This is a genomic window from Rhodoglobus sp. G.S.4 (assembly GCF_056619605.1).
This window is the reverse complement of record NZ_CM152748.1, coordinates 1,027,503-1,052,884: the sequence shown is the minus strand read 5'-3', so window position 1 is coordinate 1,052,884 and position 25,382 is coordinate 1,027,503. Positions and strand designations below refer to the sequence as shown.

Here is a 25,382-nt window from a genome sequence, read left to right as displayed (position 1 = left end):
CACCTCTAGTCATAATCGAATCCGTTATACGTTCTGTCGTAGGTTTGGCCACCGTTGGCGATGACGCGGACGACAAGTGTTGGGGTTGCCAGTAGGGCCACGTCCGCGTGGCAGCTGCCGCCGGGCGTGCTGGTGTTGGCTGTCTGCCAAGCATCAAGCGTTGCGCCTCCACAGCGATACTGCACAGCCTCGTAGGTGCCGGTGGGCCAATCGAGCCACGTGAAGGTTCCGCTCTGGTTAAGTACGTCATTGTCAGACGTGAACGTGAGGCTTGCCACTGAGGGGTTTACGGGAACTCCGAGCGGGAATGGTGTTGACCAGGTCGGCTGGCAGATCGGGCCCGATCCGTAGCTTCGGCACGCGCGCACTTCAACGGAAACGTAGGTTCCATACTGTTGACCACCGTCGGCCGTGAGGAACGAGCCGAGCGCAACTGGTCCAAAAATTGTGCCGGGAACGCTGCCACCGCTGAGACGGTAGTAGAGCGTGTAGTCGCTTGTCAGCGCGTCGCTGCCCATCATTCCACCGTTGACGGTGAAGTCGAATCGGTTGCCGTTTGCCACCGGTCCTGCCGTATTGAGCGCGGTCACGACAGCGGGAGGGGTGTGCGCAATCACTGTTGGAGATACGGTGCAGCCTTGCCCGTTGTAAGCAAACACAAGCATTGTGTACGTGCGATTGGGGGCTAGCCCGGTAAACGTTGTCGACGTACCGCTGGCGGCCGCCGAAAGCTTGGCACCGTTGCGAGCGATCGATCCGTCAGCAGCACAGGTAGGAGCTGTCCCGGTATAGGCAGCGGCGGTGTACTCGGTAACGGGGCGACCATTCTCGCTAAATGCTCCCGCCCACGTCAGATTGGCTGTGCTGTCGTTGACAACGCTCGCAACGGGAGCAGCAAGTGCGATCGGTGGGCCAGCGGGTACTGCGCTGCGCGGCTCGCTGGTATTCCACACCGATAGCGCTGTGTAGGCCGCGTTCCGCGGGCTGACTGTATAGGTAACGGCGACACCGTTGTCGAGTACCCACGTCGCTGGAGTATCCCAGGTGCACGTGGTGCTGTCGCATTGCGTCAACCCGAGCGAGGTCTCGAATCCACCAACGACAACGCGGTAACGGTCCACTGGTGAACCACCGCTCGGTGTGGGCACCGCATTCCAGGTCAGTCGCAGACCGTGGTCAAGAGGGGCTGCACTCAATGCAGTGGGGGCTACGGGGATGATGTCAGACCAGACAGCGTCTGCAAGCGTTACGGGGTCGGATTCTCCGATCGCGTTAATAGCGACCACCGTAACTTTGACCGCATTCGTTGGGCCGTTGCCTGCGGTGGCGATTGCACACGTTGTGCCGGCACACTCCGTCGTGTTCGCAACGACGGTGCCGACTTTCGTGGTCACCCGATACGACGTAATGGCCGAATTGTTAGACGGACCGGCGTTCCAGCGCATCATGATGGTCTTGTCCCCGAAGCCGCTTGGCCCCAGGTTGGAGACCGGATCAGGTCGATCCTGAACGGAGACCGTCACTGTTCCCCACACGTAGCGAGACACATCGTTGGTCGCGTCAGCAACCCGATACTGAAGATTCACGTCGCCGGGCACTGCGTCAGCCGAAACGGTAACGGTCAACGTGCTCTTATCGCTGCTCGGCACGATCGTCAATCCGGCGGGGATCGCTCCGCCACCGAGCCCGCGAATATCGATAACCCGCAATGGTGCACCGGGGAACGGATTGGTCGACGCGTCGTTGGCTAGTACGTCGACGACCGTGGTCTGACCGCGTTGAGCAATTGCAGAGTCTGGCGCTGGGCTTGCCAGCGGGCGAGTTGAAGGAACTACATTGAGCTCGATACGCCCGGATTTACCCTCAGAGAGGTCGTCCTTGACCCCGAGCGAGATCGACGTCCGAGTTCCCTTAAACGCGCTGTTGTTCGCGCGAAGAATCAACGTCGTGCCCTCAAGCGAATAAGTGAAGCCCTCAGGGAGTGGGCTCAACACGGAGTAGGCGAGTTCGTCCAGGTCGTCAGGGTAGGGGTAGTTCGTCAGCTTGAGGAGATCGATCTCCTTCTCCTGGCCCGGCTCAAAATCAATTACGGCGCCGCCAAAAACTGGAGCTTGGTTGTCTCGAGGGAGCACGTCGATCGGCAGCACCAAGATTGCTTTGCGGCCTTCAGGGTCGGTCGCTGACGTGCCGTCCGTGACCTCAAACGAAATGGATGCCGGACCAAAGTACTTTTCTGCCGACGTGTAAACAAGAGTGTCTTCGTCGCGCACGAGGCTCGTGCCATCACTGTGGGTCGCCAAGACCGTACTGGAGTCGGTGAGTCGAACCGGCTTCTCCCCGACCGCAATGATGTAGTCGTTGAGATCGATAACTAGCGTGCTCTCACTATTGACGCTCAACTTTTTGGCTCGACGATCGATCTGGGGCAAGGCGTCGTTGTACCCGGGCACTTTGATGAAGGCGTAGCTGAAGGCTTCGGGGTCTGCCGGGTTGGTGACGCGGAACGGGATGATCTGTCCGGCATCCTCAACAGAAATTTCGATCTTTTTGTCAGAGGTCACTCGTGCGACATCGCCGAAGCCTGTGTAGATTGCCAGCGATAGCGTGCGAGGGTCACCATCCGCAAAGAACACGTCACCGAGCACATCGACCGTTACACGATTGCGGTCGAGCACGTCTGACAGTGTGAGAACACTATCCGTCGCTATCGGGTAGGCGGGTTTGGCTTCAGGGTCAACTGTGACGCGGATGAAGTTCTGGCTCGAACCGCCCGTTTCGTTCTCGATGACATAGATGATTCCGTAGTCGCCTGGTTCTTCTGGCGGAGTCACATTGACGACGTCACCGTCGATTTCAGCAACGGTTGCAGGATCGTTCGGTTCGACAGACACGACAGACAGCGGACTACCATCAGGGTCGGAGTCGTTAGCAAGGACCTGAACTGAGACTGTAATACCCGGCTTGACAGTGACCTCATCGATGATTGCCACGGGGTTCCGCGCACCATCGATTCGTGGGCTGATACCGATATTGATTTCGCCGTTCGCTCGCGCACCCAGCGAATCAATGAGCGTGTAGCTAAAGGTGTCTGTTCCGGCGGAGTACTCTCCGGCTTGGTAAACAAAGGTATTCGAATCGACTTCAATGACCGCGCCCTTGCTGGGGTTGGTTGCTTGACCCAGCAACTGAACGGAGTCACCATCGGGGTCTGCTGACGTCAACGGGATTTGCACTCGCACGGTGTCTCCAGCAAGAACGCGAGCAGTAACCGTCGGGGGAACTGGCGGGTTGTTGCTTGCCGGGTCGAGTTCACGAACGGCAATGCGCACAATCGCGGTTGCTGACTGACCATCGGGACCAGCGACTTGATAGGCGGCGGTGAAGTTTCCGGTGCGGTCGGGCGCAAGGTAGCGAAGAACTTGGCCGGAGGCGAACAGGAGCCCGGAATCCTCAGGGAGGTCCTGAGCAAGCTTGGGCACGAGAGTCAGTTCGAGTCCATCAGGGTGTTCGTCGTTGTGGAGTACCCGAATGTCGACAGCTTGACCCACGCGAACGGTAACGGAATCATCGTTCGCGATCGGAGCTTGCAGCCGCGACGGGGCGGGAATTTCAACAACAGTAATAACGCCAATGGCGTCCGCAAGGCCGTTACTAATGCGGTAATTGAAACTCACTGGACCGTCGTCGAGTGGAGCTTCCAAGCTGACACGCACGAGTCGCTGTTCCAAGACTTCGGCGCGTACGCCAGAGCCGGCGGGCAGATTCATGATTTCTGTGACGAGAAGCACTCCGCCGGCGGGGTCAACGTCAGTGCCCGCAACATCGATTCGTTCGTTCTGCAGTGTCTGCACGAAAATCGTCTTGGGTACCGTAATCGGTGTCGTGTTCGCGTCTGGTGGTGCAACGACATCGATTCGTACGATTGCCGTAAACGTCAGGTTTCCGTCTGTGACAACGTACTCAAGATTGTGGCTGCGAATCTCATCGCTCTTGAACCGGAAGGTGCCCGTCTCGTAGCTGGGCAAGACTTGAGCACCAGTCTTGGCTGGAACGCTATTGAGGCGGATGTTTCCGTTGCCACCGCGAACATGAGCCAGCGGTGAGACCGTGACTTCTTTGCCCGCATACGCCAGTACGACAAAAGGATCGGCTTCGATCGGAACTTCCCCGGGCGATTTGACCGAAACGGAAATGCTACCCGAGCTTTCGGCGTCGCCATCTGAAACGACGAGAGTGACGATTTTGAGTTCGCCGCCAGCGCCGGAGTCAGAGAAAATAACGTCTCCGCCTGGCTTGTAGCTCACAGTGTCGGGAACCGCGACTGCCGCGCTCGTCAGATAAAACGGATCACCATCGGGATCAACCCAGTCGCCAAGCACTTGTTCGGTAATTCGTCCGCTGGTTTGAACGGTGAACTTCGTCGCCCGCACCTGCTGCGGCGGCGAGTTTTCAGAATCTGGGCGAATGTCGACGACCACGGTTGCTGTCGCTGTACCACCGCGACCATCACTGATGGTGTAGCTGAAACTAACTTGGCCGCTCGCACTTGGCTCGAGCGTAAGTTGAATCTGCTGGCGTTCATTGATTCGGTCGATGCGACCTACACTTGCGCTAATCGTCGGCAGTTCTTCGACAACGAGGACGTCGCCGTTTGCGTCATAGTCATTCAGTAGCACCGGAAGAACTGTTGCGCGACCGGGGCGAGCCCCGAACGCGTCGTCAACGGCAACGGGTGGTTGCTGCACCTTGTCGACTTCGGGTTCGAGATCGAGAAGATTTTGTTCAACTTCAGGTTCTTCCTCATCTGTCGTGATGAGTTCGTTCCAGTTATTGATGAGCTCGCCATCATCCTGAATGGCCCAGGTGCGTCCGCTGAGTCGATCATTGAGAACCGCGCGCGTGCCATTAACGGAATATGACAACTGCGCGTTGGCTTGCATCTCGGCCAATTGCAGCATCACACCATCACCGGCATCCGTTGGACAGCGTCGCCAGTTCTCGCCGCTCGTCCAAGCGGCGAACTCGCAATCACCAATCCGAAGCGGTGCCGAGGCCAACCCTGACTGGCCAGTTGCCAAGCCAACGGCGGCGGCCCCACTGAGCGGAACGCTAAGAACCCCATCGCTATAGCCGATGAGCACTCGCTCTCCCCCGGTGGATGGGAGCTGGAGGATCGGGCCATTGCCACCATCAATAAGGCCAGTGAGGTCGACCGTCCTGCCGTCCATATAGAGCAGTTGAGCATCCGCATCGAGAATTGCCCACTGGCCGGCAACAGAGGTAATGCTGAGTTCCGCAGTGGTGTCGAGGTCGAGGGTAACGCTCGATTCTGCGGTGTCGGAGATCGCGGCGTTCACCCGAAAAAGCTGACTTGTCGACGGGGAGAAAGCGAAAAGCAATCCGTCTTCGTCAACGCTGACAATCGCGTCGGCACCGAGGCTCAGCGACGCGACAGACTCAGCATCGAAATTGAGGAAGTCGTCGTAAGAGCGGATCCATACTTCGCCGGTGCCATGTTCAAGCACAACGACGTTTTTCCCTGCGAAGAAGACCTCGGGTTGGTTTGGCGGGAGCGCAATACTCTCGGCTACCTCTGAAAGCGCGGGATCAACCACATCGATCGCGCTCTCAGAGCGATCGAATAGCAGCACGTTCTCCCCGTGCTGAACAACCTCAAGGTCAGCGCTTTGAGCGTTCACCACCGAGTTGATTTCGAGCACTTCTGTACTTGCGCGGCCAATAGCCTGCTGCTGGTTGTTGGCAACCCACACAGCACCGTCGGCAAGATCAACGCGCTGTGCTGTGTAACCCGTCGACACAACGGCGATCGTTGCGATCAACGCAACGATCGCAGAGATGGCTACCGCACCAACAACAGTGGAGCGGCGCGCTCCGCGCCACAGCTTAGCCATCGTCACCGCCTACTTTTACTGGCGTCATGGCAACACCGCGCACTTCTGAGCACTCGATGACCCAGACTTTCCGTCGCGCGTCACTGTCACAGAAATGCAGACGTTCTCGCCTGATTCCGCATCGACGACGAAACTCGGCTCCCGTTGTTGCACCGGCGGTTGACCGTCGGTCGTGGTGATTTGGTACGAATCACCCGCTTCGAGTCCGGGATCTTTCCAAGAAAATTCCACAACATCGCTCGATATTGTCGCGCTGATATCGCTAACAACAGGAATGCCACTCGACTGTGACTGCAACTGGGTGAACGTCACAGTTGCCCCCAGCACCACAACAAGTGCGGCAACAATTACTCCGACCCACGCGATGGCCTGCATGCGGTAGCCGCGAGGTGGCGGGTTCGAGCCAGTCTTTCGTCTTCCCGCTTTTTCATCGACGGCCTCGCTGTCGAAAGAACCGAAACTGTCATCGATCGCTGCCGGACGACGACGCTTTCGGCGTTGAGATGACGAAACCGGCAAAGCCTGACCTGGACGAACTCGAGTGCGGTCTTCCAACTCTGCAACGGTCGCGAGTGCCCAGTCATCCATAGCAACTTCGATCGGAGTTTGCGAAAGGCCGAGTTCCGACTCCACCGCTTGGAGCTCGTGCACAAGCTCAAGCACACTGCCTTGGCGAGATTCCGGCTTGCGCGACATCGCACGATTCAATGCACGCTCAAGGCTCTCGGGAACGTCGCCACGACCGGTCGTGCGAGGCTTGGCTCGGTTGATTCTCGAAATCAAGTCCGTCGACTTATTCGACTCGCCCGGTACTTCGAACGGCGAACGACCGGCCAAGAGGGAATAAACAGTCGCAGCGTACGACCACAGTTCAGACTCAATAGTGCCAGCAGTCTCATCCATCAAGACTTCTGGTGCGGACCACGGAATCGACATTCCGACGGCTTCAAGATTTTCGGATTCGCTGAGGGTCGCTGCGATTCCGAAGTCAGAGAGCACCGGATGCCCGTAGGCGGTCGTCAGGATGTTCGATGGCTTGATGTCACGGTGAAGAACGCCGGCGCGATGAGCTGTTTCAATCGCGCTGCCGATCTTGATAGCGATGCGCAGCACCTCGGGAACTGGCAAGCGCTCGGCCCGGTAGCGCTGACTCAAAGTCGATGAGCAAAGTTCCATCACCAAGTACGGTCGGCCATCGGAAGAGACGCTCGCCTGATAGACCGTGAGGATCGACGGGTGGGCGCTGAGCTGCGCCATAAGATTCGCTTCGGCCTGAAACATTTGTCGAACTTGGTCGTTGACAACTTCACTCAGCATCACCTTGACAGCGACCTGACGTCGTGGCATGTTCTGCTCATAAAGAAATACGTCAGCGAATCCGCCGGAACCAAGAACGTGGACGTGGGAAAACCCCGGCAGCGCAGGGGGCTCTGATGGCAGTCTTCGAGCCACAGCACACCCCTAACATGTCGACGAGTTCGACCATTCTAAGTGAGCAATTAGCTCAATATCCGGATTCTGCCCCTTGTTTGGGGTCAGAGAGTCTGTCCCCAGTATGGAGGACCTACCGCCTAGTCCACTGTAGGTACTTCTAGTACATCGAGGATGATCGCGGTGATGTTGTCACGACCACCACTGTCGAGTGCTGCTGCGATCAAAGTTGACACGGTTTGTGCCGGGTCAGTGCGTTCGGCCAGTTGACGCGAAAGTTCATCCTCCGGCACCTCGCGAGTGAGTCCATCAGAACAGATGAGCAGTCGTTGTCCCCGGTGGATCGGCAGCATCCAAAAATCTGGCGATGGCGCCGCGTTGAAGCCGATCGCCCGTGTGATGATGTTGGCGTCTGGGTGATCGTCAGCTTCGTCACGAGTGATGAGTCCAGCATCCACAAGATCTTGAACTACAGAGTGATCTCGGGTGATCTGGGTGAGCACGTCATCTTCGAAAGAATAAACCCGACTGTCACCAACATTGAAAACTGCGAAGGCCACCGACTCGTGATGCTCAGTGAGCACAACACCGGTGACGGTAGTGCCGACGCCAAGTTCGCTGTCCTGAGCGATCAACCCGATGTAGTCAGTGGCGCGCTCAAGTGCACGTTCCACCGAACGCGCAGGCAAGAAGTCTCCCGTGATGGCGTCATCGAGGCGCTCGACGACGGCAGCGCTAGCGAGGTCACCAGCCGAATGTCCGCCCATGCCATCAGCAACCGCGAACATCGGTGCCCGAGCGACATAACTGTCCTCATTTGCGGCACGCCGATGTCCAGTATGAGTGCCTGCAGCCCACGCAAACGTAAACGTCTGGTCTTCTCGCCCTGGCAATGCGATCGTGTGCCGTGAATTGTTGCCGCCGATTTCGGTCACGGCCACCTTCCTGCTTGCTTTACTCCAGACGCCGCCGCGGCAGAATCCGAATAATGTTTCCGTCTCCAATATCCACTAGCGTGCCGGCAGTTACGACTACCGACTCACCCTGCCGAAGTTTTTTCGCGGCATTGCCGGGAACTTGAACAACGGACCCGTTGGTAGATCGAAGATCTGTCACGATAACTGATGAACCCAACTGACGTATCTCTACATGGGTCTCTGACACTTCTCGCGTTGGCGAATTCACCGCGATAAGCCTAGGCCCGACGCCGCGAACGACGCGTGGGGGCCTAGGGTCACGGCCAAACACACACGGATGCTCAAGATTGTGGGCACCTGCTGCACCATCGATTTGCACCCGGTAATACAGTGCGGATGTCTCGGGCGTATTCGCGGCAGTGGGACGTGAACGAGTCACCGGTTGGGCCCTGACCCGCGTCGGCAGGCGTGCAGGAACTTGTGCGGTTGGCGAGGCTGCGGCCCGGCCAGCGGAGGGCGCAGCACCAGCGCCTGGCCGAATATACGGCTGCACTACTACCGGCCGTTTTCTGGACGAAAGAATGATCGTGTCATCGAGGTCGGGCTCAGTCGGCTGCACGACGGGACGCTGGCCCGCAGTAATCGTGTCGTCGAAGTCTTGCTTCACCCCGTAAGTTTAGGCTCGCTTGACGATTTCTCGTGGGAGAACGTCACGCTTTTCCGATAAAACTCATGACGTGCTTGATGCGGGTGTAATCCTCAAAGCCATAGCTTGAGAGGTCCTTTCCGTACCCAGAGTGCTTGAATCCGCCATGAGGCATTTCGGCGACGATCGGGATGTGGGTGTTGATCCACACGCATCCGAAGTCCAAATGCTTCGCGAAGCGCATCGCGCGGCCGTGATCGCGAGTCCACACGCTTGACGCGAGCCCGTAGTTGACATCGTTCGCCCATTCGAGCGCTTGGTCTTCATCAGTGAACTTCTGAACGGTGATGACCGGCCCAAAGATTTCGTTTTGCACGGCAGAGTCATGTTGCTGAAGCCCGGAGATGATGGTCGCTTCATAGAAGTAGCCACGCTCACCTTGACGATGCCCGCCTAGCTCAATCTGAGCATGGGATGGCAACTCATCAACTACGCGGGAGACCTGCGCAAGCTGATTCGCGTTGTTCACGGCTCCGAAGTACACGTCTTCGTCTGGCGCTCCTGTCTTGGCGTTTTCTCGTGTCCACTTCACCAGCTCAGCGACAAATTCATCATGCACGTCCTCCTGCACGATCAGGCGCGTTGCCGCCGTGCAATCTTGACCAGCATTGAAGTATCCGGCGGCACCGATTCCTGCTACCGCCGCAGGGATGTCTGCATCGTTGAAGACCACAACCGGGGCCTTACCGCCAAGTTCTAGATGAACCCTCTTGAGATCAACGGATGCCGCCTTAGCGACCTCCATACCGGCCCGAACCGACCCGGTGATGGAAACCATTTGCGGTGTCTTGTGGTCGATCATGAGGCCGCCCGTTGTGCGATCGCCCGTGAGTACGTTGAATACGCCTGCTGGGAGAAACTCGGAGGCGACTTCTGCAAAGAGCAGCGTTGATGACGGGGTCGTGTCGCTCGGCTTCAGGACGGTGGTGTTGCCAGCGGCAATAGCTGGCGCAACTTTCCACACGGCCATATTGAGCGGGTAGTTCCACGGGGCAACTTGACCGATAACGCCGATAGGTTCGCGACGAATCGATGATGTGTGGTCTTTCAGGTATTCGCCGGAGGCCATACCCGAAAGGTGCCGTGCCTCCCCCGCGAAGAATCTGATTTGATCGACGGAGAGCAGGATTTCATCGGCCACCAAACTGTTGCGCGGTTTGCCGGTGTCTCGTGATTCCAGATCGGCGAATTCTTCGGCTCGAGCTTCCATCGCATCAGCGATGCGGAACAGGGCTAGTTGACGCTCTGACGGCGTGGTCTCGCCCCACGTCTCGAATGCTCGCGCCGCAGCGCCGTAGGCTGCATCAACATCGGCGGCTGACGATATTGGTGAGGTGGCGTAGCTCTTCTCCGTTGCCGGGTCGACCACATCGAAACTGTTCTCGGTGGTGGCGGCAACATACTCGCCATTGATGAAGTTTTGGATCTCAGAAGTGCTCATGCCACCAAGATACCTACCGCGTCGTCAGTAATCCACTGCTGAACTGACGATTTCCGCTGTGAAACGACTATTTTGATACGGAATCACTTGCAGAAGAGGGTTTCAACTGACAAAATCGAGCAATGAGCACCTCGTCTCGCAGTTCTGCGGCCAAACCTGTGCACCTCGACGATGTCTCAAAGGCGATCATCGAGCAACTGCAGAACGATGGGCGCCGCTCCTATGCCGACATCGGCAAGGCGGTCGGTCTCAGCGAAGCAGCTGTTCGGCAACGTGTGCAGAAACTCACCGACTCGGGTGTCATGCAGGTCGTTGCTGTTACTGATCCCATGCAACTTGGCTTCTTTCGCCAGGCAATGATCGGCATCCAGGTATCAGGAGACACGACCTCTGTCGCCGAACAAATCGGCAAGCTTTCGTCAGTTGACTACGTCGTGCTCACCGCGGGCAGCTTTGACCTTCTTGTCGAAGTCGTCTGCGAAAACGACGATGACCTTATTGATCTCCTGAACCGCGACATCCGCGGAATTCAGGGCGTTCGCTCTACGGAGACCTTCGTCTACTTGCGTCTCCACAAGCAGTTCTATAACTGGGGCACGCGCTAAACGGCGCTCCCATTCCCCTCAAGAAAGTGTCTGTCATGCCAGAGTTCGACGAAGCCGATCTGCAGCAAAAAGCTAAGGATCACCTGTGGATGCACTTCTCTCGCCAATCGGTGATGGAAGACGGTCACGGCGTGCCCATTATTGTGCGCGGCGAAGGCCATCACATTTATGACACTGCAGGCAAAAAGTACTTCGATGGACTGAGCGGGCTCTTTGTGGTCAATGCTGGTCACGGCCGCAAGCGCTTGGCCGAGGTTGCCGCTAAGCAGGCAGAAGAACTCGCGTTCTTCCCGCTGTGGTCGTACGCCCATCCGAAAGCCATCGAGCTTGCTGACCGTTTGGCAGGCTATGCTCCTGGCGACCTCAACCGGGTATTTTTCTCCACCGGCGGCGGCGAGGCCGTAGAGACGGCGTTCAAGTTGGCGAAGCAGTACTGGAAACTTCAGGGACGCCACACTAAACACAAGGTGATTTCGCGGGCAGTGGCCTATCACGGCACACCTCAGGGGGCACTGGCGATCACGGGCATCCCCGGCATGAAAGAGATGTTCGAGCCTCTGGTTCCTGGTGGCTTTCGCGTGCCGAACACCAACTATTACCGCGCCGAGGAAATGGGTTTCCGTGGCACGGAAGAAGAGTTCGGGCTGTGGGCAGCCAACCGTATCGAGGAGATGATTCTCTTTGAGGGCCCCGAAACCGTCGCAGCGGTCTTCTTAGAACCCGTGCAGAACTCGGGCGGATGCTTCCCACCGCCGCCCGGCTACTTCACGCGAGTGCGCGAGATTTGTGATGAGTATGACGTGCTGCTAGTGAGCGATGAAGTCATTTGCGCATTCGGGCGCCTTGGCCACATGTTTGCGTGTGACGCCTATGACTACATTCCTGACATGATTACGTGCGCGAAGGGCATGACGAGCGGGTACTCCCCGATCGGCGCGACGATCGTGTCAGACCGCGTTTATGAGCCCTTCAAGCACGGCGCGACGACTTTCTATCACGGATACACCTTCGGCGGGCATCCTGTGTCGGCCGCTGTCGCTCTCGAGAACCTTGACATCTTTGAAGAAGAGAAAATCAACGAGCACGTTCGGGAAAACTCCCCGAAATTCCGTGCGGCTCTTGAACGTTTGCTCGACCTACCAATCGTTGGTGATGTGCGGGGCGATGGGTACTTCTTTGGCATTGAGCTCGTCAAGGACAAGGCGACGAAAGAGACCTTTAATGATGATGAGTCCGAGCGCCTTCTGCGTGGTTTCCTCTCCAAGGCTCTCTATGATGCCGGGCTCTACTGCCGTGCTGACGATCGAGGGGATCCTGTGATTCAGCTGGCACCGCCGCTAACGATCGGTCCAGCCGAATTTGACGAGATAGAATCGATCCTGCGTTCGGTTCTCACCGAAGCATGGAGCCGCCTCTAGAACCACAGCAGGTTCGTTCTCTTACCCGCGGCTCAGTTAGAGTTGTTTCGTGAGTACTGAGGATAATTCGCCGATATTGCGCGAGCGCGATCGCCGTTCCCCCATGACCGTGTCCCGGGCAATTGCGATTGCCCTCGCGGTCATGCTCAATGTTGCCGTCATCGCTAGCGGAGTGTGGGTACTCACTAATCAGCAACGCATCGCTGATCAGTTTGCTGTGTGGCAGTTCGAACCGTCATCGAGCGTTGAGAAGTATGTCGGTGAGGCCGGCATGTCCGACGAGGGCAAGTTCTTGTTTTACGCAAGCCAGCCGACGATTCAGACGAACCCCACCTTTAACAGCACGTGCTCGAACGTCGAAGAAAACTTCGGGGTGCTCGGCTGCTACTTCCCGAGCAATAAGTCGATCTACCTCTTTGACGTTACGGATGATCGGCTCGCCGGTATCGAGCAAGTCGTCGCCGCGCACGAGATGCTGCACGCGGCGTGGGACCGCACCTCTAGCGCGGAACGAGCACGGCTTACTCCGCTGCTGGAAGCAGAAGCGAAGCGGATGAAAGACGACCCAGAGTTTGCCACAACTCTAGAGTTCTACGCTAAGACCGAGCCCGGAGAGCGGTCGAATGAACTCCATTCCATTATTGGTACGGAGTTTGCCGAACTCAGCCCCGAACTTGAAGAGCACTACGCCGAGTACTTCACCGACCGCTCGGCGGTTGTTGCCCTGCACGAAAAGTCCAATGCTGTCTTTACCGCTCAGCAGGAAGCTAGCGAGAAGCTGGTAGCCGAGCTCGATACGCTACGCGCCAGCATTGATGCCGACTATGACTCTTACAATGCGGGCTACGACCAATTAAACCGGGACATCGATAGCTTCAATACCCGCGCAGACAACGGCGACTTCTCCACGGCCCAGCAGTTCAACAACGAGCGCAGTTCGTTGATCGATCGTCAAGAATCCTTGAATTCGTTCTACGCCTCAATCGAAAAGAATGTCGCGACGTACGAAGACATGGTGACGCAGCTTGAGGCACTGAACGCGACGATCAGCGAACTCAACAAGAGCATCAATATCGAGCCGCGGGACGACAAACTCTAAGACTCATCCTCCACAGCGCTCCCCCAAAGCCGAATATCGCGATGTCCGAAAATAGCCAGCGGCGCCTCTAGAGTCAGGATTACGCTCGAATCATGCAACCAGGCAACGCACTCCAGCACGAAGAAACCTACCTTCGCCGTCTTCCGTCTCCTATCGGCCGCATCGAGCTCACGAGCGATGGGGAAAGCCTCACAGGGCTAGCCATTGAAAACAGTGGCGTTCTGCCTCATGGCGCCGAAGACGAGCGTTCCTGTGCCGTGCTCGATGAGGCGGCACGACAGCTCACCGAGTACTTCGCTGGCAAACGTCGCTCATTTGACTTGCCTCTGTCTGCTAGTGGCACGGCATTCCAGCAGTCGGTCTGGCACGAGCTAAACCAACTCCCGTTCGGTTCAGCTGTTTCCTATGCCGATATCGGCCGCGCGACGGGCCGCCCCACTGCGGGCCGTGCGGTAGGAGGCGCCGTTGGCGCTAACCCGATCCCCATCATTGTGCCCTGTCACCGCGTGCTCGCGTCGAACCAGCGCATCACCGGTTACAGCGGTGGTGCGGGCATTCCTACGAAGGTGTGGCTACTCGCACACGAAGGAATCAGTCACCGATGAGCGAGCGGGCATCGATTATCGTCGGGCCCGATGGCCGCGGTCGTTGCGGCTGGGTCGGGGACGACGAACTCTATCGCCGGTACCACGATGACGAGTGGGGGGTTCCCCTTCGCGGCGACCACCGGCTCTTCGAGAAGATCATGCTTGAGGCTTTCCAAGCCGGGCTTTCTTGGATTACGATCTTGCGACGACGTGAGGGACTACGCGATGCGTTCGACCACTTTGACCCAATGGCGATCGCGAAGTATTCCGACGCAGATGTGGCTCGACTGCTCAACGATCCCCGCATCATCCGCAACCGCCTCAAAGTCTCAGCAGCAATCACCAATGCCCGAGCAACGCTGGAACTCACTCAGCAGGCACCGGGCGCGTTGGATGCACTGCTGTGGCAGTTCGCTCCCCCAACACGGGCGCGACGGCTATCGTCGCTTGCAGATGTACCTGCCGTGACCGCCGAGTCCACAGCCATGAGCAAGGCCCTCAAAGCTCAGGGGTTCCGATTCGTGGGGCCGACGACGATGTACGCCCTGATGCAATCGGCCGGCATGGTCGACGATCACGTCGAAGGCTGTTGGCGAGCAGCCTAAGTGGCGGCGGCGACGACCAGATCGAGTTCTCCAGGTTCGCCGCGCTCAAGCTGAAAACCCGCACCCCTCGCCCACTCCATTAGCGATTCGACGGTGGAATGGTGGATACCGGCGCTGATGACCGCCCGAGAGAAGATACCCTTGGACTTCTTGTTGAAGTGGCTCAGCGCGACGCGCTTTCCGTCCGGCCCCTCAGTGACAATTCGAAGATAGACACTGTTACCCGACGCAGCGCCCAGCTGCGCATAAGCCTCAGAGCGAAGATCAAGTTGCAGCCCCTCGACGGCGCTCAAAGTCTCCGTAACCGAGGCACGCCAATGTGATTTAAGAGTCAATCCGGGTAAGCGCGAATTGTGTGAAAGTCGGTAGGCTGGAATCGGATCTCCGGCCCCAATGGGCCCGAAAAGTGCAGAATGCACAACCACCGTTTTGTGGGCGAAGTCACGTTCTGCAGGAGTCAGGCTCGGCGCATCGAGTCCGTCAAAAAGTACGCCGGTATAGCGTTCGAGGGCTGGCATAACGGGTGCGGTGGCCAGCGTACGGTTCCGCTCGACCTCGAACTGTTGTTTAAGGCTGAGTCCAAGCGCTCGTCGGGCGGTTTCGGAATCGCCCGTGAGGTGCGTGAGCTGTTGAGCAACGGTTTGACGGTGCTCGGTCAACGCAGGGAAAGATAGCCGTGACCAATCGAGGGCGGAGCCGTGGACTCCGCCGTCTCGTTTCGTTTCAGAGGGAGGAAGAAGAACGATCACGCGTCAAGAAAGGCGATGGCCCGTTCAACGTTGACACCGATCGCGCCGGCAGAATCAAGGGTGATGCGTGCAGTCGCACCGCTCGCTCCAGTCCAGGCCGAGTATTCGTCCAGATTGTGTTCCACAGCATCTCGAGCCAGAACACCGGACCGTTCTCGTTTAGCTGCGCGCTCGACGAGTCGAGTTTTGTGTTCTTCGCGATCGGAGCACACGACTTCGATGAACCGGATGCCGGAACCTGTGCGCTCAGCGAGGTTAACCCACTGCTCGCGCGCAGGATCCACGGCGTTTACGGCGTCGATGATGATATCTCGATCGTGCATGAGAACAGATTCTGCGAGAGTCTCTGCTACCAAATAGGCGGCAAGACCTGTCGGTTGTCCACTACTAATTCCGGCTTCCAGAATCGCAGTTTCTATTTGGTCGACCGACAGGATTGTGATCTTGCGCCGGGCACCAATGACCTCTGCGAGAGTGGTCTTACCTGCGCCCGGCAGCCCAGCCATTGCAATTAGCATGAAACGAAAACTAGACCAACTCTGCGGAACTCGCCACGACTGTTACCGTGTTGTTCTCCACTGAGAGGAATCCGTTATCTGCGTTTGCGGTGACGAGTGTTCCATCAGCGGCGGTGACTCGAACTTCACCCTTCGCGAGAATCGCTAGAAGCGGTTCGTGGCCAGGAAGAATTCCGATTTCACCTTCGGTAGTGCGCGCGACGAGCTGGCTCGCCTCTCCCGACCAGAGTTCCTGGTCGGCAGAGACGACGCTCACCTTGAGAACGGCCATTGTTAGGAGTTCTCTTTCTGAATCTTGGCCCACTGCTCTTCGACATCGTTGATTCCACCGACGTTGAAGAATGCCTGCTCGGCAACGTGGTCGAACTCACCCTTGACGATCGCGTCAAACGACTCGATGGTCTCCTTGAGCGGAACAGTCGATCCCTCAACACCGGTGAACTTCTTCGCCATGTAGGTGTTCTGTGAGAGGAACTGCTGGATGCGACGTGCGCGCGAAACGGTGATCTTGTCTTCTTCAGAGAGCTCGTCAACACCGAGGATCGCGATGATCTCCTGGAGTTCCTTGTTCTTCTGCAGAATCTGCTTCACGTTGGTAGCAACACGGTAGTGGTCGGCACCTAGGTAACGAGGGTCGAGGATACGACTCGTCGAGGTGAGCGGGTCAACGGCCGGGTAGAGACCCTTCGACGCGATTTCACGGCTGAGCTCAGTCGTAGCGTCGAGGTGGGCGAAGGTCGTTGCCGGAGCTGGGTCGGTGTAGTCGTCAGCAGGAACATAAATTGCCTGAAGCGACGTAATCGAGTGACCACGCGTCGAGGTGATGCGCTCCTGAAGGATACCCATCTCGTCGGCGAGGTTCGGCTGGTAACCAACGGCCGAAGGCATGCGGCCCAGAAGGGTCGATACTTCAGAACCGGCCTGCGTGAAGCGGAAGATGTTGTCAATGAACAACAGAACGTCCTGCTTCTGAACGTCACGGAAGTACTCAGCCATGGTGAGAGCCGAGAGTGCAACGCGCAGTCGCGTTCCTGGTGGCTCATCCATCTGGCCGAAGACTAGAGCAGTCTTCTCGAAGACGCCTGCTTCGTCCATTTCGGCGATGAGGTCGTTACCTTCGCGGGTACGCTCACCAACACCGGCGAAGACGGAAACTCCACCGTGGTCCTGGGCTACACGCTGGATCATTTCCTGGATCAGAACGGTCTTACCGACGCCGGCACCACCGAACAGACCAATCTTTCCACCCTGTACGTAGGGGGTAAGGAGGTCGATGACCTTGATACCGGTCTCGAACAGCTCAGTCTTTGCTTCGAGCTGGTCGAATGCCGGGGGCTTGCGGTGGATGGGCCAGCGCTCGGTGATCTCGACAGTTTCACCGTTGACCTTGCCATCTTCATCCGCGTTGAGGATCTCACCGGTAACGCTGAAGACCTTGCCCTTGGTGACGTCACCAACGGGAACAGTGATCTGCTCGCCGGTGTCGCGCACTTCTTGGCCACGAACGAGTCCGTCAGTCGGCTTGAGCGCGATGGCGCGAACGACGTCGTCACCGAGGTGCTGTGCGACCTCAAGTGTGATCTCAGTCGTCTGACCACCGATGGTGACGTTGGTCTTGAGGGCGTTGTAGATTCCGGGGATCGAATCGTGCGGGAATTCGACGTCCACTACGGGGCCGGTTACTCGCGAAATGCGACCAATACCGGCAACTGTGGCTGCCGCAGCCTTCGTGGCTGCAGGCGCCTTCTTGGCTGGTGCTTTTTTGGCTGGGGCCTTCTTGGCCGGGGCTTTTTCAGTCATGGCTTCCCTATCTATGGTTCTTACTTAGCCGAGCTGAGGGCGTCCGCGCCGCCCACGATCTCGGAAATCTGCTGGGTGATCTCTGACTGGCGCGCGTTGTTTGCGAGGCGCGTGTAGTCGTTGATTAGCTTGTCTGCGTTGTCGCTTGCAGACTTCATTGCCTTCTGTGTAGCAGCGTGCTTTGCAGCAGCCGACTGAAGCATGGCGTTGAAGATGCGACTTTCGATGTACACAGGCAGCAAAGCGTCGAGCACCTTGTCCACCTCTGGTTCGAATTCGTAGAGGGGAAGAACATCCTTCTCGTCGGGCGCTTCAACACCCTCAACGATCTCCAGAGGGAGGAGACGAACGACCTCGGGAACCTGCAGAAGCATGCTTACCAAGCGGTTATACACGATGTGAATTTCATCCACGCCGCCCTCGCTCGCTGGCTGCAAGAACTTGCCAACTACGGCATCGCCGATTTCCTTGGCAATTTCGAACGCTGGCGAATCTGTTCCGCCGGTCCAAATCTGCTCAGCATCTCGCTTGCGGAAGGCGAAGTACGCCGCGGCCTTGCGACCAACGAGGTAGTAAACAACTTCTTTGCCTTCGCCCTCGAGCCGAGCTGCGAGTTCGCCAGCTTCGCGGAGAACGTTCGTGTTGAACGCTCCTGCGAGGCCACGGTCGCTCGAGAAGATGACTACCGCTGCGCGGTCGACTGTCTCTGGCTCGGTTGTCAGCACGTGATCGACATTCGAGAAAGTCGCCACCGCCGAAACGGCACGAGTGACTGCACGTGAGTACGGTCCCGATGCAGCAACCCGCTGTTTCGCCTTTTGAATGCGCGACGCGGAGATCAGCTCCATCGCGCGTGTGATCTTCTTGGTCGTCTTGGCAGAACTAATCTTCTGCCGGTAGACCCGAAGTTGCGCTCCCATAGCTTTCTAACTTTCTCTGTCGTGTTGGTCGATGATCACTGGTTCGCTGATTACTGGCGCAGAGCTCAGCGCTTCTGCTTGACGATCTGCTCTTGAGCGATGTCTTCTTCAGCGATCTCTTCGAACTGCTCGGATCCTACCGAGTTGAGCGACTTGCCCTCACCGGTCTGGAAACCTAGCTTGAATGCTTCGACTCCCGCATCCATGTCAGCAATTAGCTGGTCATCGAGTGCGTTCTTCTCGCGGAGGGTGTCGAGAACCTTCGTGTTACGAGCGAGGTAGTCGTGCAATTCGCTTTCGAAACGAAGAATGTCTTCGACGGGAACCTCGTCGAGCTTGCCGTTCGTGCCGGCCCAGATCGAAACGACCTGGTTCTCGACGGGGAAGGGCGAGTACTGAGGCTGGCGAAGCAGCTCGGTGAGGCGTGCGCCTCGAGCGAGCTGGCGACGGCTAGTTGGGTCGAGGTCAGATGCGAACATTGCGAATGCTTCGAGCGAGCGGTACTGAGCAAGCTCAAGCTTCAGTGTTCCTGAAACCTTCTTGATCGACTTGACCTGAGCGTCTCCACCAACACGCGAGACCGAAATTCCCACGTCAACAGCGGGGCGCTGGTTGGCGTTGAACAGGTCGGACTGCAGGAAGATCTGACCGTCGGTGATCGAGATCACGTTGGTCGGGATGTACGCAGCAACGTCGTTTGCCTTGGTCTCGATGATGGGAAGGCCCGTCATCGATCCGGCACCGAGCTCGTCGGAGAGCTTGGCACAACGCTCAAGCAGACGGGAGTGCAGGTAGAACACGTCACCGGGGTATGCCTCACGTCCTGGCGGACGGCGCAAGAGCAGCGATACGGCGCGGTAGGCCTCAGCCTGCTTGGAGAGGTCATCGAAGATGATCAGTACGTGCTTGCCGCCGTACATCCAGTGCTGGCCGATGGCTGAACCGGTGTAAGGGGCGAGGTACTTGAATCCTGCAGGGTCGGATGCGGGAGCAGCCACGATGGTGGTGTACTCCATCGCGCCGGCCTCTTCGAGCGCGCCCTTGACAGCAGCAATCGTCGAACCCTTTTGCCCGATGGCGACGTAGATGCAGCGAACCTGCTTGTTCTCGTCGCCCGACTCCCAGTTTTCTTTCTGGTTGATGATGGTGTCGATCGCAATGGCGGTTTTACCCGTCTGGCGGTCACCAATGATCAGCTGGCGCTGGCCACGGCCGATCGGGATCATGGCGTCGATAGCCTTGATTCCGGTTTGCATGGGCTCGTGGACACTCTTGCGATCCATGACGCCAGGTGCCTGAAGTTCGAGCGCACGGCGAGCTTCTGCCTTGATCTCACCGAGGCCATCGATCGGGGCGCCGAGAGGATCGACTACACGACCGAGGAATGCGTCGCCAACTGGTGCGGAAAGTACTTCACCCGTGCGGGTAACCTCCATACCTTCGACGATGCCGGCGAATTCGCCGAGGATGACAACACCGATCTCGTCTTCGTCGAGGTTCTGGGCGAGGCCCAGTGTGCCGTCGGCGAAGCGGATGAGTTCGTTGGCCATTACGCCGGGGAGGCCGTCGACGTGAGCGATTCCGTCTGCAGCGTCGACGACGGTGCCGGTCTCGGTTGTCGCAGCCTTGCCGGGCTCGTAAGCCTTGACGAAGTCCTTGAGCGCGTCGCGGATCTCGTCCGGACTAATGCTGAGTTCTGCCATTGTGTTTTCCTATTCCGTGGAAAGGTCTGCTAACTCGCTAGCCCGCGAGTTGGATCCTGAGGTCGTTGAGCTTGGTGGAAACGCTGCCGTCGATGACTTCGTCACCGATCTGAACGCGTACCCCACCGATGATCGAGGGGTCGATGCGAACGTTGAGCTTGAGCTCGCGTCCGTAGTTCTTAGTGAGGCCCGTGCGCAATCGTTCGAGCTGCGCTGCCTTGAGCGGCGCCGCAGTCGTGATCGTGGCGACTGACTGACCTGCCTGGTCGGCAACGATGTCTGCTGCAGTGGCGATTAGTTCACCGATGCGGCGGCCACGTGGCTGCTGAACGAGCTGGTCGATGATGACGACAGCCTGTTCTGAAGCCTTGCCCTTGAGCAGTTCGTGAACCAGCGCAGACTTCGATGCGGCGGAGCCAAGCTTGCTGCCTACGGCGAGTTCCAGTTCGGCATCTGAAGAAACGGTGCCACCGAAAGCGAAGAGCTCGTTATCAATAGAGAGCTTTGCGGGAGCAGAATTTGCCACCGACCGAATGCCGATCTCTTCGATTCCTGCGAGCAAATCATCTGCACTCGACCAGCGAGCGCTCACGATGGCTGAAAGAACGGTGCGCGTAGAGGCGCTCAGCGACGAGAAAACCGAACCGATAATCGCGGCCTTGTCTTTCGCAGCGGCGGCAGGATCAGCCAAAGCGGAACGCAATTGGGCGGAACCGCCCACAACGCGCCCGGCTTCAAACAGCTCTGCGCCAGTGGCCAGAGAGTTCTTGGCAGCGACCGATGCCAAAGCATCCTTCGCGGCAACAAGCGCTTCTCTCGTAGCTGATCCCATTACTTTTTCGCCTTTGCCTTCTCTGATGCCTCAAGGTCAGCCAGGAACTGATCGACGAGCGCAGACGACTTCTTGTCATCGGTCAAGCTCTGCCCGATGACGCCCGATGCGAGGTCGATGGCCATTGAGCCAACCTCGGTGCGGAGCGACACGAGAGCTGCTTGACGCTCTGCCTCGATTGTGGCCTGTGCGTTCGCAGTGATGCGTGCAGCCTCAATCGATGCCTGCTCTTTGAGCTCGTTGACGATCGCGGTGCCTTCGAGTCGTGCCTGTTCGCGAATTTTCGCGGCCTCGGCACGGCCCTCAGCGAGCTGCGTCTTGTACTGCTCGAGAGCTGCAGCAGCTTCGGCCTGAGCGATCTCAGCCTTCTTGATGCCACCTTCGATAGCTTCGGCGCGTGCGTCGAGCGTCTTCGTTAGTGCAGGAAGGAACTTCTTCCAGAAGAAGAACAAGATGATCGCGAAGCAAACCAACGACCAAACAATGTCGTAGGTCTCCGGAATCAACGGGTTGGGCGATTCGCCCTCCGTTGCAGCAGCCAGTAGTGCGGTTAGCATCCCAGCCTCCTCTTAGTCAGTTAGCGATTACGGGAAGGGGATGAATGCAACTGCGATCGCAACGAATGCGAGCGCCTCGGTGAATGCAATACCGAGGAACATAAGGCCGGTAAGGCGACCCTGAAGTTCTGGTTGGCGTGCAACCGACTCAACGGTCTTGCCAACAACGATGCCTACACCGATAGCGGGTCCGATGGTTGCAACACCGAATGCGAGGGGTGCAATGTTTCCAGTCAGCTCTGCGACGTTCATTTGTGTTTCCTTCCGTGGTTTTCTAATCCAGGCGAATGCCGGGATCGGTCTAGTGCTCTTCGACCAGCGCGAGCTGGATGTATACGGCGGTCAGGAATGTGAAGACATAGGCCTGAAGTACCGCGACAAGGAGTTCGAAGATTGTGAAGATAAAGCCAAAGGCGAGGGTGCCAATACCGAAGAGTCCGAAGAGCCCACCGGCGGTGAAGAAGAAGAACTGTGTTGCCGAGAAGCACAGCACGAGAAGCATGTGGCCAGCGACCATGTTCATGAGAAGTCGAAGCGCCAGTGTTACGGGGCGAAGGATGAACGTGGAGAGGAACTCAATCGGCGTAACGACGATGTAGAGGTACCACGGAACACCGGACGGGAAGAGCGAAGCTTTGAAGAAGTTGCCACCCTGCTTCTTGATTCCTGCGTAGATAAACGCCACGTAAGCAACGAGAGCCAGAACAAGCGGAACGCCGATAACTGAGGTGCCAGCGAGATTGAGACCCGGAACTATACCGGTGAGGTTCATGGCCAGCACCATGAAGAACATGCTGGCGAGAATGGGCATGAAACGCTTGCCGTCTACCTTGCCAAGAGCGCCATCGGCGATGTTGGACTGAACGAAGCCCACAGCCATCTCGAGGAGGCTTTGGCCGCGACCGGGAATCATTCGCATGCGGCGGGTGCCGATCCAGAACAACACCACAATGAGCGCTACCGCAATAAAGCGAATAAGCATGAGGCGGTTGATCTCAAACGGCGTGCCGTCAAAGAAGATCGCTGGAGGGTAAAAATCGAACAGCGTGGGGCCATGAAAACCCCCATCGCCGGATCCGTCATCGGTGGCAAAGGGCGCTAGAAGCGCGAGAGCGTTATATAACAGCGCTGTCTCCAGAATCGGGGCGTGTCATCACGCGGCGATGGAAGTGGGGGGTTGAACAGGTCAAAGTCTATCAAGAGAATCAGTCTCACGACGAATCCAGAGGCGAATCCGACGAGAATTAGTTTGACGTCGAGATATCTTCACCTGGCAGCTTGACGCCGGGTACATAACTCTCACGCGCACGAACGAACGCGAGCACGTCAACGACGAGACTGCCGATCACAGCAGCGAGGATTGCAAAGAAGAACACGAGAGGTTCCAAGAACGGTTGCCCGCGCAGCACGACGAGGATTGCGATGAACACCACGAACTTGAGGAGCCACGCGCCAAGCACGATGCCAAAGAACAGAGTGCTCGAGGAATCACCGTTCGTGGCTCGCGAAGCCACAACGATAGTGCCGGCCGTGAACGCCATGAACAGCGCAGTGAGTCCAGCACCGATGAGTGCGCTGATGAGTCCCGGCGTTCCCGCGACCAAATAACCGATGACTGAACCGGCCAAGGCAATAGCGACAGTCAGTATCGCGCCATAGGCAAGAGCACGGCCGAGAATGGCGGAAGACTTCATAGGGTGGGTTCCTTCGTGAGTGGCGTTGGTGAGGTGTCGGTGGACGCGGCATCCAAACCGTCGTATCGTGCGTCGTCGTTCTCGGGAGTTTCGCGCAGCTCGCCACGACGTTGAGCAGCGGCCTCACGTGCCTTGCGAGTGCTCAAGGGAGCAAGGGTGATCGCGGCGCACACCGCAAGCCCAGTGACGAACATCAGCGCGCCCCAACGCCACGGCACAAACGTAAAGGCGAGAACACCGACGGAGGCCACGAAGGTCCAGCTGTACAGAATCAGAACAGCGTGAAGGTGCGAATGCCCCATGTCGAGCAGTCGGTGATGAAGGTGCTTACGGTCAGCACTGAACGGCGATTTGCCTGCTCGGAGACGGCGGATCATCGCGAGCCCAAAGTCGAGCAGCGGAATGACGAGCACCGCTACCGGAAGCAGGATGGGAATGAAGGCCGGCAAGAAATCGAGCGTAAATTTATCGGGCTGCGCGAGATAGCCCGCATCCACTTGTCCAGTGACAGAAATTGCTGATGCCGCCATCAAAAGGCCGACGAGCAGTGCACCGGCGTCGCCCATAAACATCTTGGCTGGATGGAAGTTGATCGGCAGGAAGCCGACACATGCACCGATAAGGATCGCTGTGGTCAGCGACGCCAGGTTGAAGTATTCGGTTTGGGCCTGTGACTGCAAAAGATAGGCGTAGATGAAGAAGACGCCATTGGCGATAACAGCGACACCAGCCACTAGCCCGTCAAGGCCATCAATGAAGTTCACGGCGTTCATGACCAACACGACGGCAAAAATCGTAATGATGAGCGAGACATACGGCGAAAGGATGGTCTGCCCGCCGACGGGAAGCGTAGTGAGCTGCACCCCCTGCCACGCCAAAACTCCAGCCGCGATTATCTGCCCGGCGAGTTTGGTGAGCCAGTCAAGATCCCAAATGTCGTCAGCGACACCGATGACAACAATGATGAGCGCTGCGCCAAGCAGGCCAAGAACCTTACCTGGGTCGTTGAAGATCAGCGAAAAGTTGCTGAAGCTCGATGCAACGGCAAACGCAACGATGATCCCAAAGAACATCGCGACGCCGCCAAGTCGAGGCGTAGGCGTTGTGTGCACATCGCGTTGGCGAACCTTCGGGTAAAGCCGGTATTTGAGACTCAATTTGAGTACAAGCAGCGCAAGGGCGTAAGTAACGATTGCCGCAATGCCCGCGATGAGCAAGTAGAAGATTATTCGCATCGGTCGGCCCCGATCAGTGCACGGATCGACTCTGCCGGGATAACACCCTCACGCACAATGCGCAGTTTGCCACCCTCAGAAAGCAAACCAGTGGCATCCACAATCGTGGAGGCAAGTTCGCCGCCCTCACCATCATCGAGGTACACCGAGACGGATTCGCCCAGCATCGCTTGAGCCTCTGCTGCAGTACGCGCGGCGGGAAGCCCCGTGCTGTTTGCGCTCGAGACGGCAAGCGGGCCCGTTTCAGACAGAAGCTCCAAAGCAATCCGGCTTGATGGCATCCGCAATGCAACAGTGCCGTGGGTCTCCCCCAGATCCCAACTCAGCGAGGGCTGTGCTGGCAAAATGATCGTCAGACCGCCTGGCCAAAACTCGGCGACAAGAGTGCGCACCTCATCCGGAACCTCGGCTGCAAGCGCGTCGAGAGTGGGGATGCCAGGAATCAGAACGGGAGGCGGCGACTGACGCGTGCGCCCCTTGGCATCGATGAGCTTCTGAACAGCCTCGGGCTGAAAAGCGTCTGCCGCAACCCCGTAGACGGTGTCAGTCGGGATGACAACAAGATCGCCGCGGCCAATAGCAACACGTGCGAGCCGCATGCCGGTAAGAAGCTGAGCGTCGTCTGCGCAATCGTAAAGATCATCCATGTCCCC

Annotated in this window: 23 protein-coding genes; 5 read left to right on the top strand and 18 right to left on the bottom strand. The window is 57.8% G+C overall.

Annotated features, from left to right (window positions below; genetic code table 11):
• Window positions 1-5: 5 nt before the first annotated feature.
• The 5 genes from AC061P_RS05095 to AC061P_RS05075 form a co-directional block, all read right to left on the bottom strand.
• Window positions 6-5,912 (bottom strand): Ig-like domain-containing protein, encoded by a 5,907-nt coding sequence (locus AC061P_RS05095; RefSeq protein WP_480392000.1) that lies wholly within the window; start codon window positions 5,910-5,912, stop codon window positions 6-8.
• A gap of 24 nt (window positions 5,913-5,936) precedes the next feature.
• A complete protein-coding gene (locus AC061P_RS05090; RefSeq protein WP_449648872.1) occupies window positions 5,937-7,364 on the bottom strand; it encodes a serine/threonine-protein kinase in 1,428 nt (475 codons plus the stop codon).
• Window positions 7,365-7,483: 119 nt separating this feature from the next.
• Entirely contained in the window at window positions 7,484-8,278 is a 795-nt protein-coding gene (locus AC061P_RS05085) for a PP2C family protein-serine/threonine phosphatase (RefSeq protein ID WP_449648871.1), read from the bottom strand.
• Window positions 8,279-8,297: 19 nt separating this feature from the next.
• Complete coding sequence (locus AC061P_RS05080; RefSeq protein ID WP_449648870.1) at window positions 8,298-8,927, bottom strand: FHA domain-containing protein; 630 nt, start codon at window positions 8,925-8,927, stop codon at window positions 8,298-8,300.
• A gap of 43 nt (window positions 8,928-8,970) precedes the next feature.
• Window positions 8,971-10,407: a gamma-aminobutyraldehyde dehydrogenase gene (locus AC061P_RS05075; protein ID WP_449648869.1), complete on the bottom strand. Its 1,437-nt coding sequence runs from the start codon at window positions 10,405-10,407 to the stop codon at window positions 8,971-8,973.
• Window positions 10,408-10,529: 122 nt separating this feature from the next.
• On the opposite strand from AC061P_RS05075, the gene AC061P_RS05070 reads away from it, so the two are divergent.
• The 5 genes from AC061P_RS05070 to AC061P_RS05050 all read left to right on the top strand — a co-directional run bounded on the left by AC061P_RS05070 (window position 10,530) and on the right by AC061P_RS05050 (window position 14,721).
• Window positions 10,530-11,012, top strand: a complete 483-nt coding sequence (locus AC061P_RS05070; protein WP_480391999.1) for an Lrp/AsnC family transcriptional regulator — start codon at window positions 10,530-10,532, stop codon at window positions 11,010-11,012.
• Window positions 11,013-11,047: 35 nt separating this feature from the next.
• The gene (locus AC061P_RS05065) at window positions 11,048-12,430 is read left to right on the top strand and encodes an aspartate aminotransferase family protein (RefSeq protein WP_480391998.1); all 1,383 of its coding nucleotides are present in this window, start codon (window positions 11,048-11,050) and stop codon (window positions 12,428-12,430) included.
• A 49-nt stretch (window positions 12,431-12,479) separates the two neighbouring features.
• Window positions 12,480-13,529, top strand: coding sequence for a hypothetical protein (locus tag AC061P_RS05060; RefSeq protein ID WP_480391997.1), 1,050 nt, complete (start codon window positions 12,480-12,482; stop codon window positions 13,527-13,529).
• A gap of 92 nt (window positions 13,530-13,621) precedes the next feature.
• Entirely contained in the window at window positions 13,622-14,134 is a 513-nt protein-coding gene (locus AC061P_RS05055; protein WP_480391996.1) for a methylated-DNA--[protein]-cysteine S-methyltransferase, read from the top strand.
• Window positions 14,131-14,721: a DNA-3-methyladenine glycosylase I gene (locus AC061P_RS05050; RefSeq protein WP_480391995.1), complete on the top strand. Its 591-nt coding sequence runs from the start codon at window positions 14,131-14,133 to the stop codon at window positions 14,719-14,721. The genes AC061P_RS05055 and AC061P_RS05050 overlap by 4 nt, the downstream gene beginning before the upstream one ends.
• On the opposite strand, the gene AC061P_RS05045 is transcribed toward AC061P_RS05050, so the two are convergent.
• The 13 genes from AC061P_RS05045 to AC061P_RS04985 form a co-directional block, all read right to left on the bottom strand.
• A complete protein-coding gene (locus AC061P_RS05045; protein ID WP_480391994.1) occupies window positions 14,718-15,470 on the bottom strand; it encodes a YaaA family protein in 753 nt (250 codons plus the stop codon). The genes AC061P_RS05050 and AC061P_RS05045 overlap by 4 nt on opposite strands.
• Window positions 15,467-15,988 (bottom strand): P-loop nucleotide/nucleoside kinase family protein, encoded by a 522-nt coding sequence (locus tag AC061P_RS05040; RefSeq protein WP_480391993.1) that lies wholly within the window; start codon window positions 15,986-15,988, stop codon window positions 15,467-15,469. Before AC061P_RS05040 ends, AC061P_RS05045 begins: the two co-directional genes overlap by 4 nt.
• A 10-nt stretch (window positions 15,989-15,998) precedes the next feature.
• On the bottom strand, window positions 15,999-16,259 hold the full coding sequence (locus AC061P_RS05035; protein WP_449648861.1) for a F0F1 ATP synthase subunit epsilon: 261 nt from the start codon (window positions 16,257-16,259) through the stop codon (window positions 15,999-16,001).
• A 2-nt stretch (window positions 16,260-16,261) separates the two neighbouring features.
• A complete protein-coding gene (gene atpD / locus AC061P_RS05030) occupies window positions 16,262-17,788 on the bottom strand; it encodes a F0F1 ATP synthase subunit beta (protein ID WP_480391992.1) in 1,527 nt (508 codons plus the stop codon).
• A gap of 20 nt (window positions 17,789-17,808) precedes the next feature.
• A complete protein-coding gene (locus AC061P_RS05025; RefSeq protein WP_449648859.1) occupies window positions 17,809-18,708 on the bottom strand; it encodes a F0F1 ATP synthase subunit gamma in 900 nt (299 codons plus the stop codon).
• 65 nt (window positions 18,709-18,773) lie between these two features.
• The gene (atpA, locus tag AC061P_RS05020; protein WP_480391991.1) at window positions 18,774-20,411 is read right to left on the bottom strand and encodes a F0F1 ATP synthase subunit alpha; all 1,638 of its coding nucleotides are present in this window, start codon (window positions 20,409-20,411) and stop codon (window positions 18,774-18,776) included.
• Between the two features lie 37 nt (window positions 20,412-20,448).
• Entirely contained in the window at window positions 20,449-21,243 is a 795-nt protein-coding gene (locus AC061P_RS05015) for a F0F1 ATP synthase subunit delta (protein ID WP_480391990.1), read from the bottom strand.
• Window positions 21,243-21,800, bottom strand: a complete 558-nt coding sequence (locus tag AC061P_RS05010) for a F0F1 ATP synthase subunit B (protein WP_449648856.1) — start codon at window positions 21,798-21,800, stop codon at window positions 21,243-21,245. The genes AC061P_RS05015 and AC061P_RS05010 overlap by 1 nt, the downstream gene beginning before the upstream one ends.
• A gap of 27 nt (window positions 21,801-21,827) precedes the next feature.
• Window positions 21,828-22,052: an ATP synthase F0 subunit C gene (gene atpE, locus AC061P_RS05005; RefSeq protein WP_009771813.1), complete on the bottom strand. Its 225-nt coding sequence runs from the start codon at window positions 22,050-22,052 to the stop codon at window positions 21,828-21,830.
• A gap of 49 nt (window positions 22,053-22,101) precedes the next feature.
• On the bottom strand, window positions 22,102-22,926 hold the full coding sequence (gene atpB, locus AC061P_RS05000; protein ID WP_480392161.1) for a F0F1 ATP synthase subunit A: 825 nt from the start codon (window positions 22,924-22,926) through the stop codon (window positions 22,102-22,104).
• 118 nt (window positions 22,927-23,044) lie between these two features.
• Window positions 23,045-23,494, bottom strand: a complete 450-nt coding sequence (locus AC061P_RS04995; protein WP_449648855.1) for a Cg1360 family ATP-synthase-associated protein — start codon at window positions 23,492-23,494, stop codon at window positions 23,045-23,047.
• The gene (locus AC061P_RS04990) at window positions 23,491-24,723 is read right to left on the bottom strand and encodes an MraY family glycosyltransferase (RefSeq protein WP_480392160.1); all 1,233 of its coding nucleotides are present in this window, start codon (window positions 24,721-24,723) and stop codon (window positions 23,491-23,493) included. The genes AC061P_RS04995 and AC061P_RS04990 overlap by 4 nt, the downstream gene beginning before the upstream one ends.
• A complete protein-coding gene (locus AC061P_RS04985; RefSeq protein WP_449648854.1) occupies window positions 24,720-25,376 on the bottom strand; it encodes an L-threonylcarbamoyladenylate synthase in 657 nt (218 codons plus the stop codon). The genes AC061P_RS04990 and AC061P_RS04985 overlap by 4 nt, the downstream gene beginning before the upstream one ends.
• Window positions 25,377-25,382 lie beyond the last annotated feature (6 nt).

Coding starts and splice junctions, on each gene's coding strand:
- AC061P_RS05095 (WP_480392000.1), bottom strand. CDS start 5,912: ATGGCTAAGCTGTGGCGCGGAGCGCGCCGCTCCACTGTTGTTGGTGCG.
- AC061P_RS05075 (WP_449648869.1), bottom strand. CDS start 10,407: ATGAGCACTTCTGAGATCCAAAACTTCATCAATGGCGAGTATGTTGCC.
- AC061P_RS05070 (WP_480391999.1), top strand. CDS start 10,530: ATGAGCACCTCGTCTCGCAGTTCTGCGGCCAAACCTGTGCACCTCGAC.
- AC061P_RS05065 (WP_480391998.1), top strand. CDS start 11,048: ATGCCAGAGTTCGACGAAGCCGATCTGCAGCAAAAAGCTAAGGATCAC.
- AC061P_RS05055 (WP_480391996.1), top strand. CDS start 13,622: ATGCAACCAGGCAACGCACTCCAGCACGAAGAAACCTACCTTCGCCGT.
- AC061P_RS05050 (WP_480391995.1), top strand. CDS start 14,131: ATGAGCGAGCGGGCATCGATTATCGTCGGGCCCGATGGCCGCGGTCGT.
- AC061P_RS05040 (WP_480391993.1), bottom strand. CDS start 15,988: ATGCTAATTGCAATGGCTGGGCTGCCGGGCGCAGGTAAGACCACTCTC.
- AC061P_RS05035 (WP_449648861.1), bottom strand. CDS start 16,259: ATGGCCGTTCTCAAGGTGAGCGTCGTCTCTGCCGACCAGGAACTCTGG.
- atpD (WP_480391992.1), bottom strand. CDS start 17,788: ATGACTGAAAAAGCCCCGGCCAAGAAGGCCCCAGCCAAAAAAGCACCA.
- AC061P_RS05025 (WP_449648859.1), bottom strand. CDS start 18,708: ATGGGAGCGCAACTTCGGGTCTACCGGCAGAAGATTAGTTCTGCCAAG.
- atpA (WP_480391991.1), bottom strand. CDS start 20,411: ATGGCAGAACTCAGCATTAGTCCGGACGAGATCCGCGACGCGCTCAAG.
- AC061P_RS05015 (WP_480391990.1), bottom strand. CDS start 21,243: ATGGGATCAGCTACGAGAGAAGCGCTTGTTGCCGCGAAGGATGCTTTG.
- AC061P_RS05010 (WP_449648856.1), bottom strand. CDS start 21,800: ATGCTAACCGCACTACTGGCTGCTGCAACGGAGGGCGAATCGCCCAAC.
- atpE (WP_009771813.1), bottom strand. CDS start 22,052: ATGAACGTCGCAGAGCTGACTGGAAACATTGCACCCCTCGCATTCGGT.
- AC061P_RS04995 (WP_449648855.1), bottom strand. CDS start 23,494: ATGAAGTCTTCCGCCATTCTCGGCCGTGCTCTTGCCTATGGCGCGATA.
- AC061P_RS04985 (WP_449648854.1), bottom strand. CDS start 25,376: ATGGATGATCTTTACGATTGCGCAGACGACGCTCAGCTTCTTACCGGC.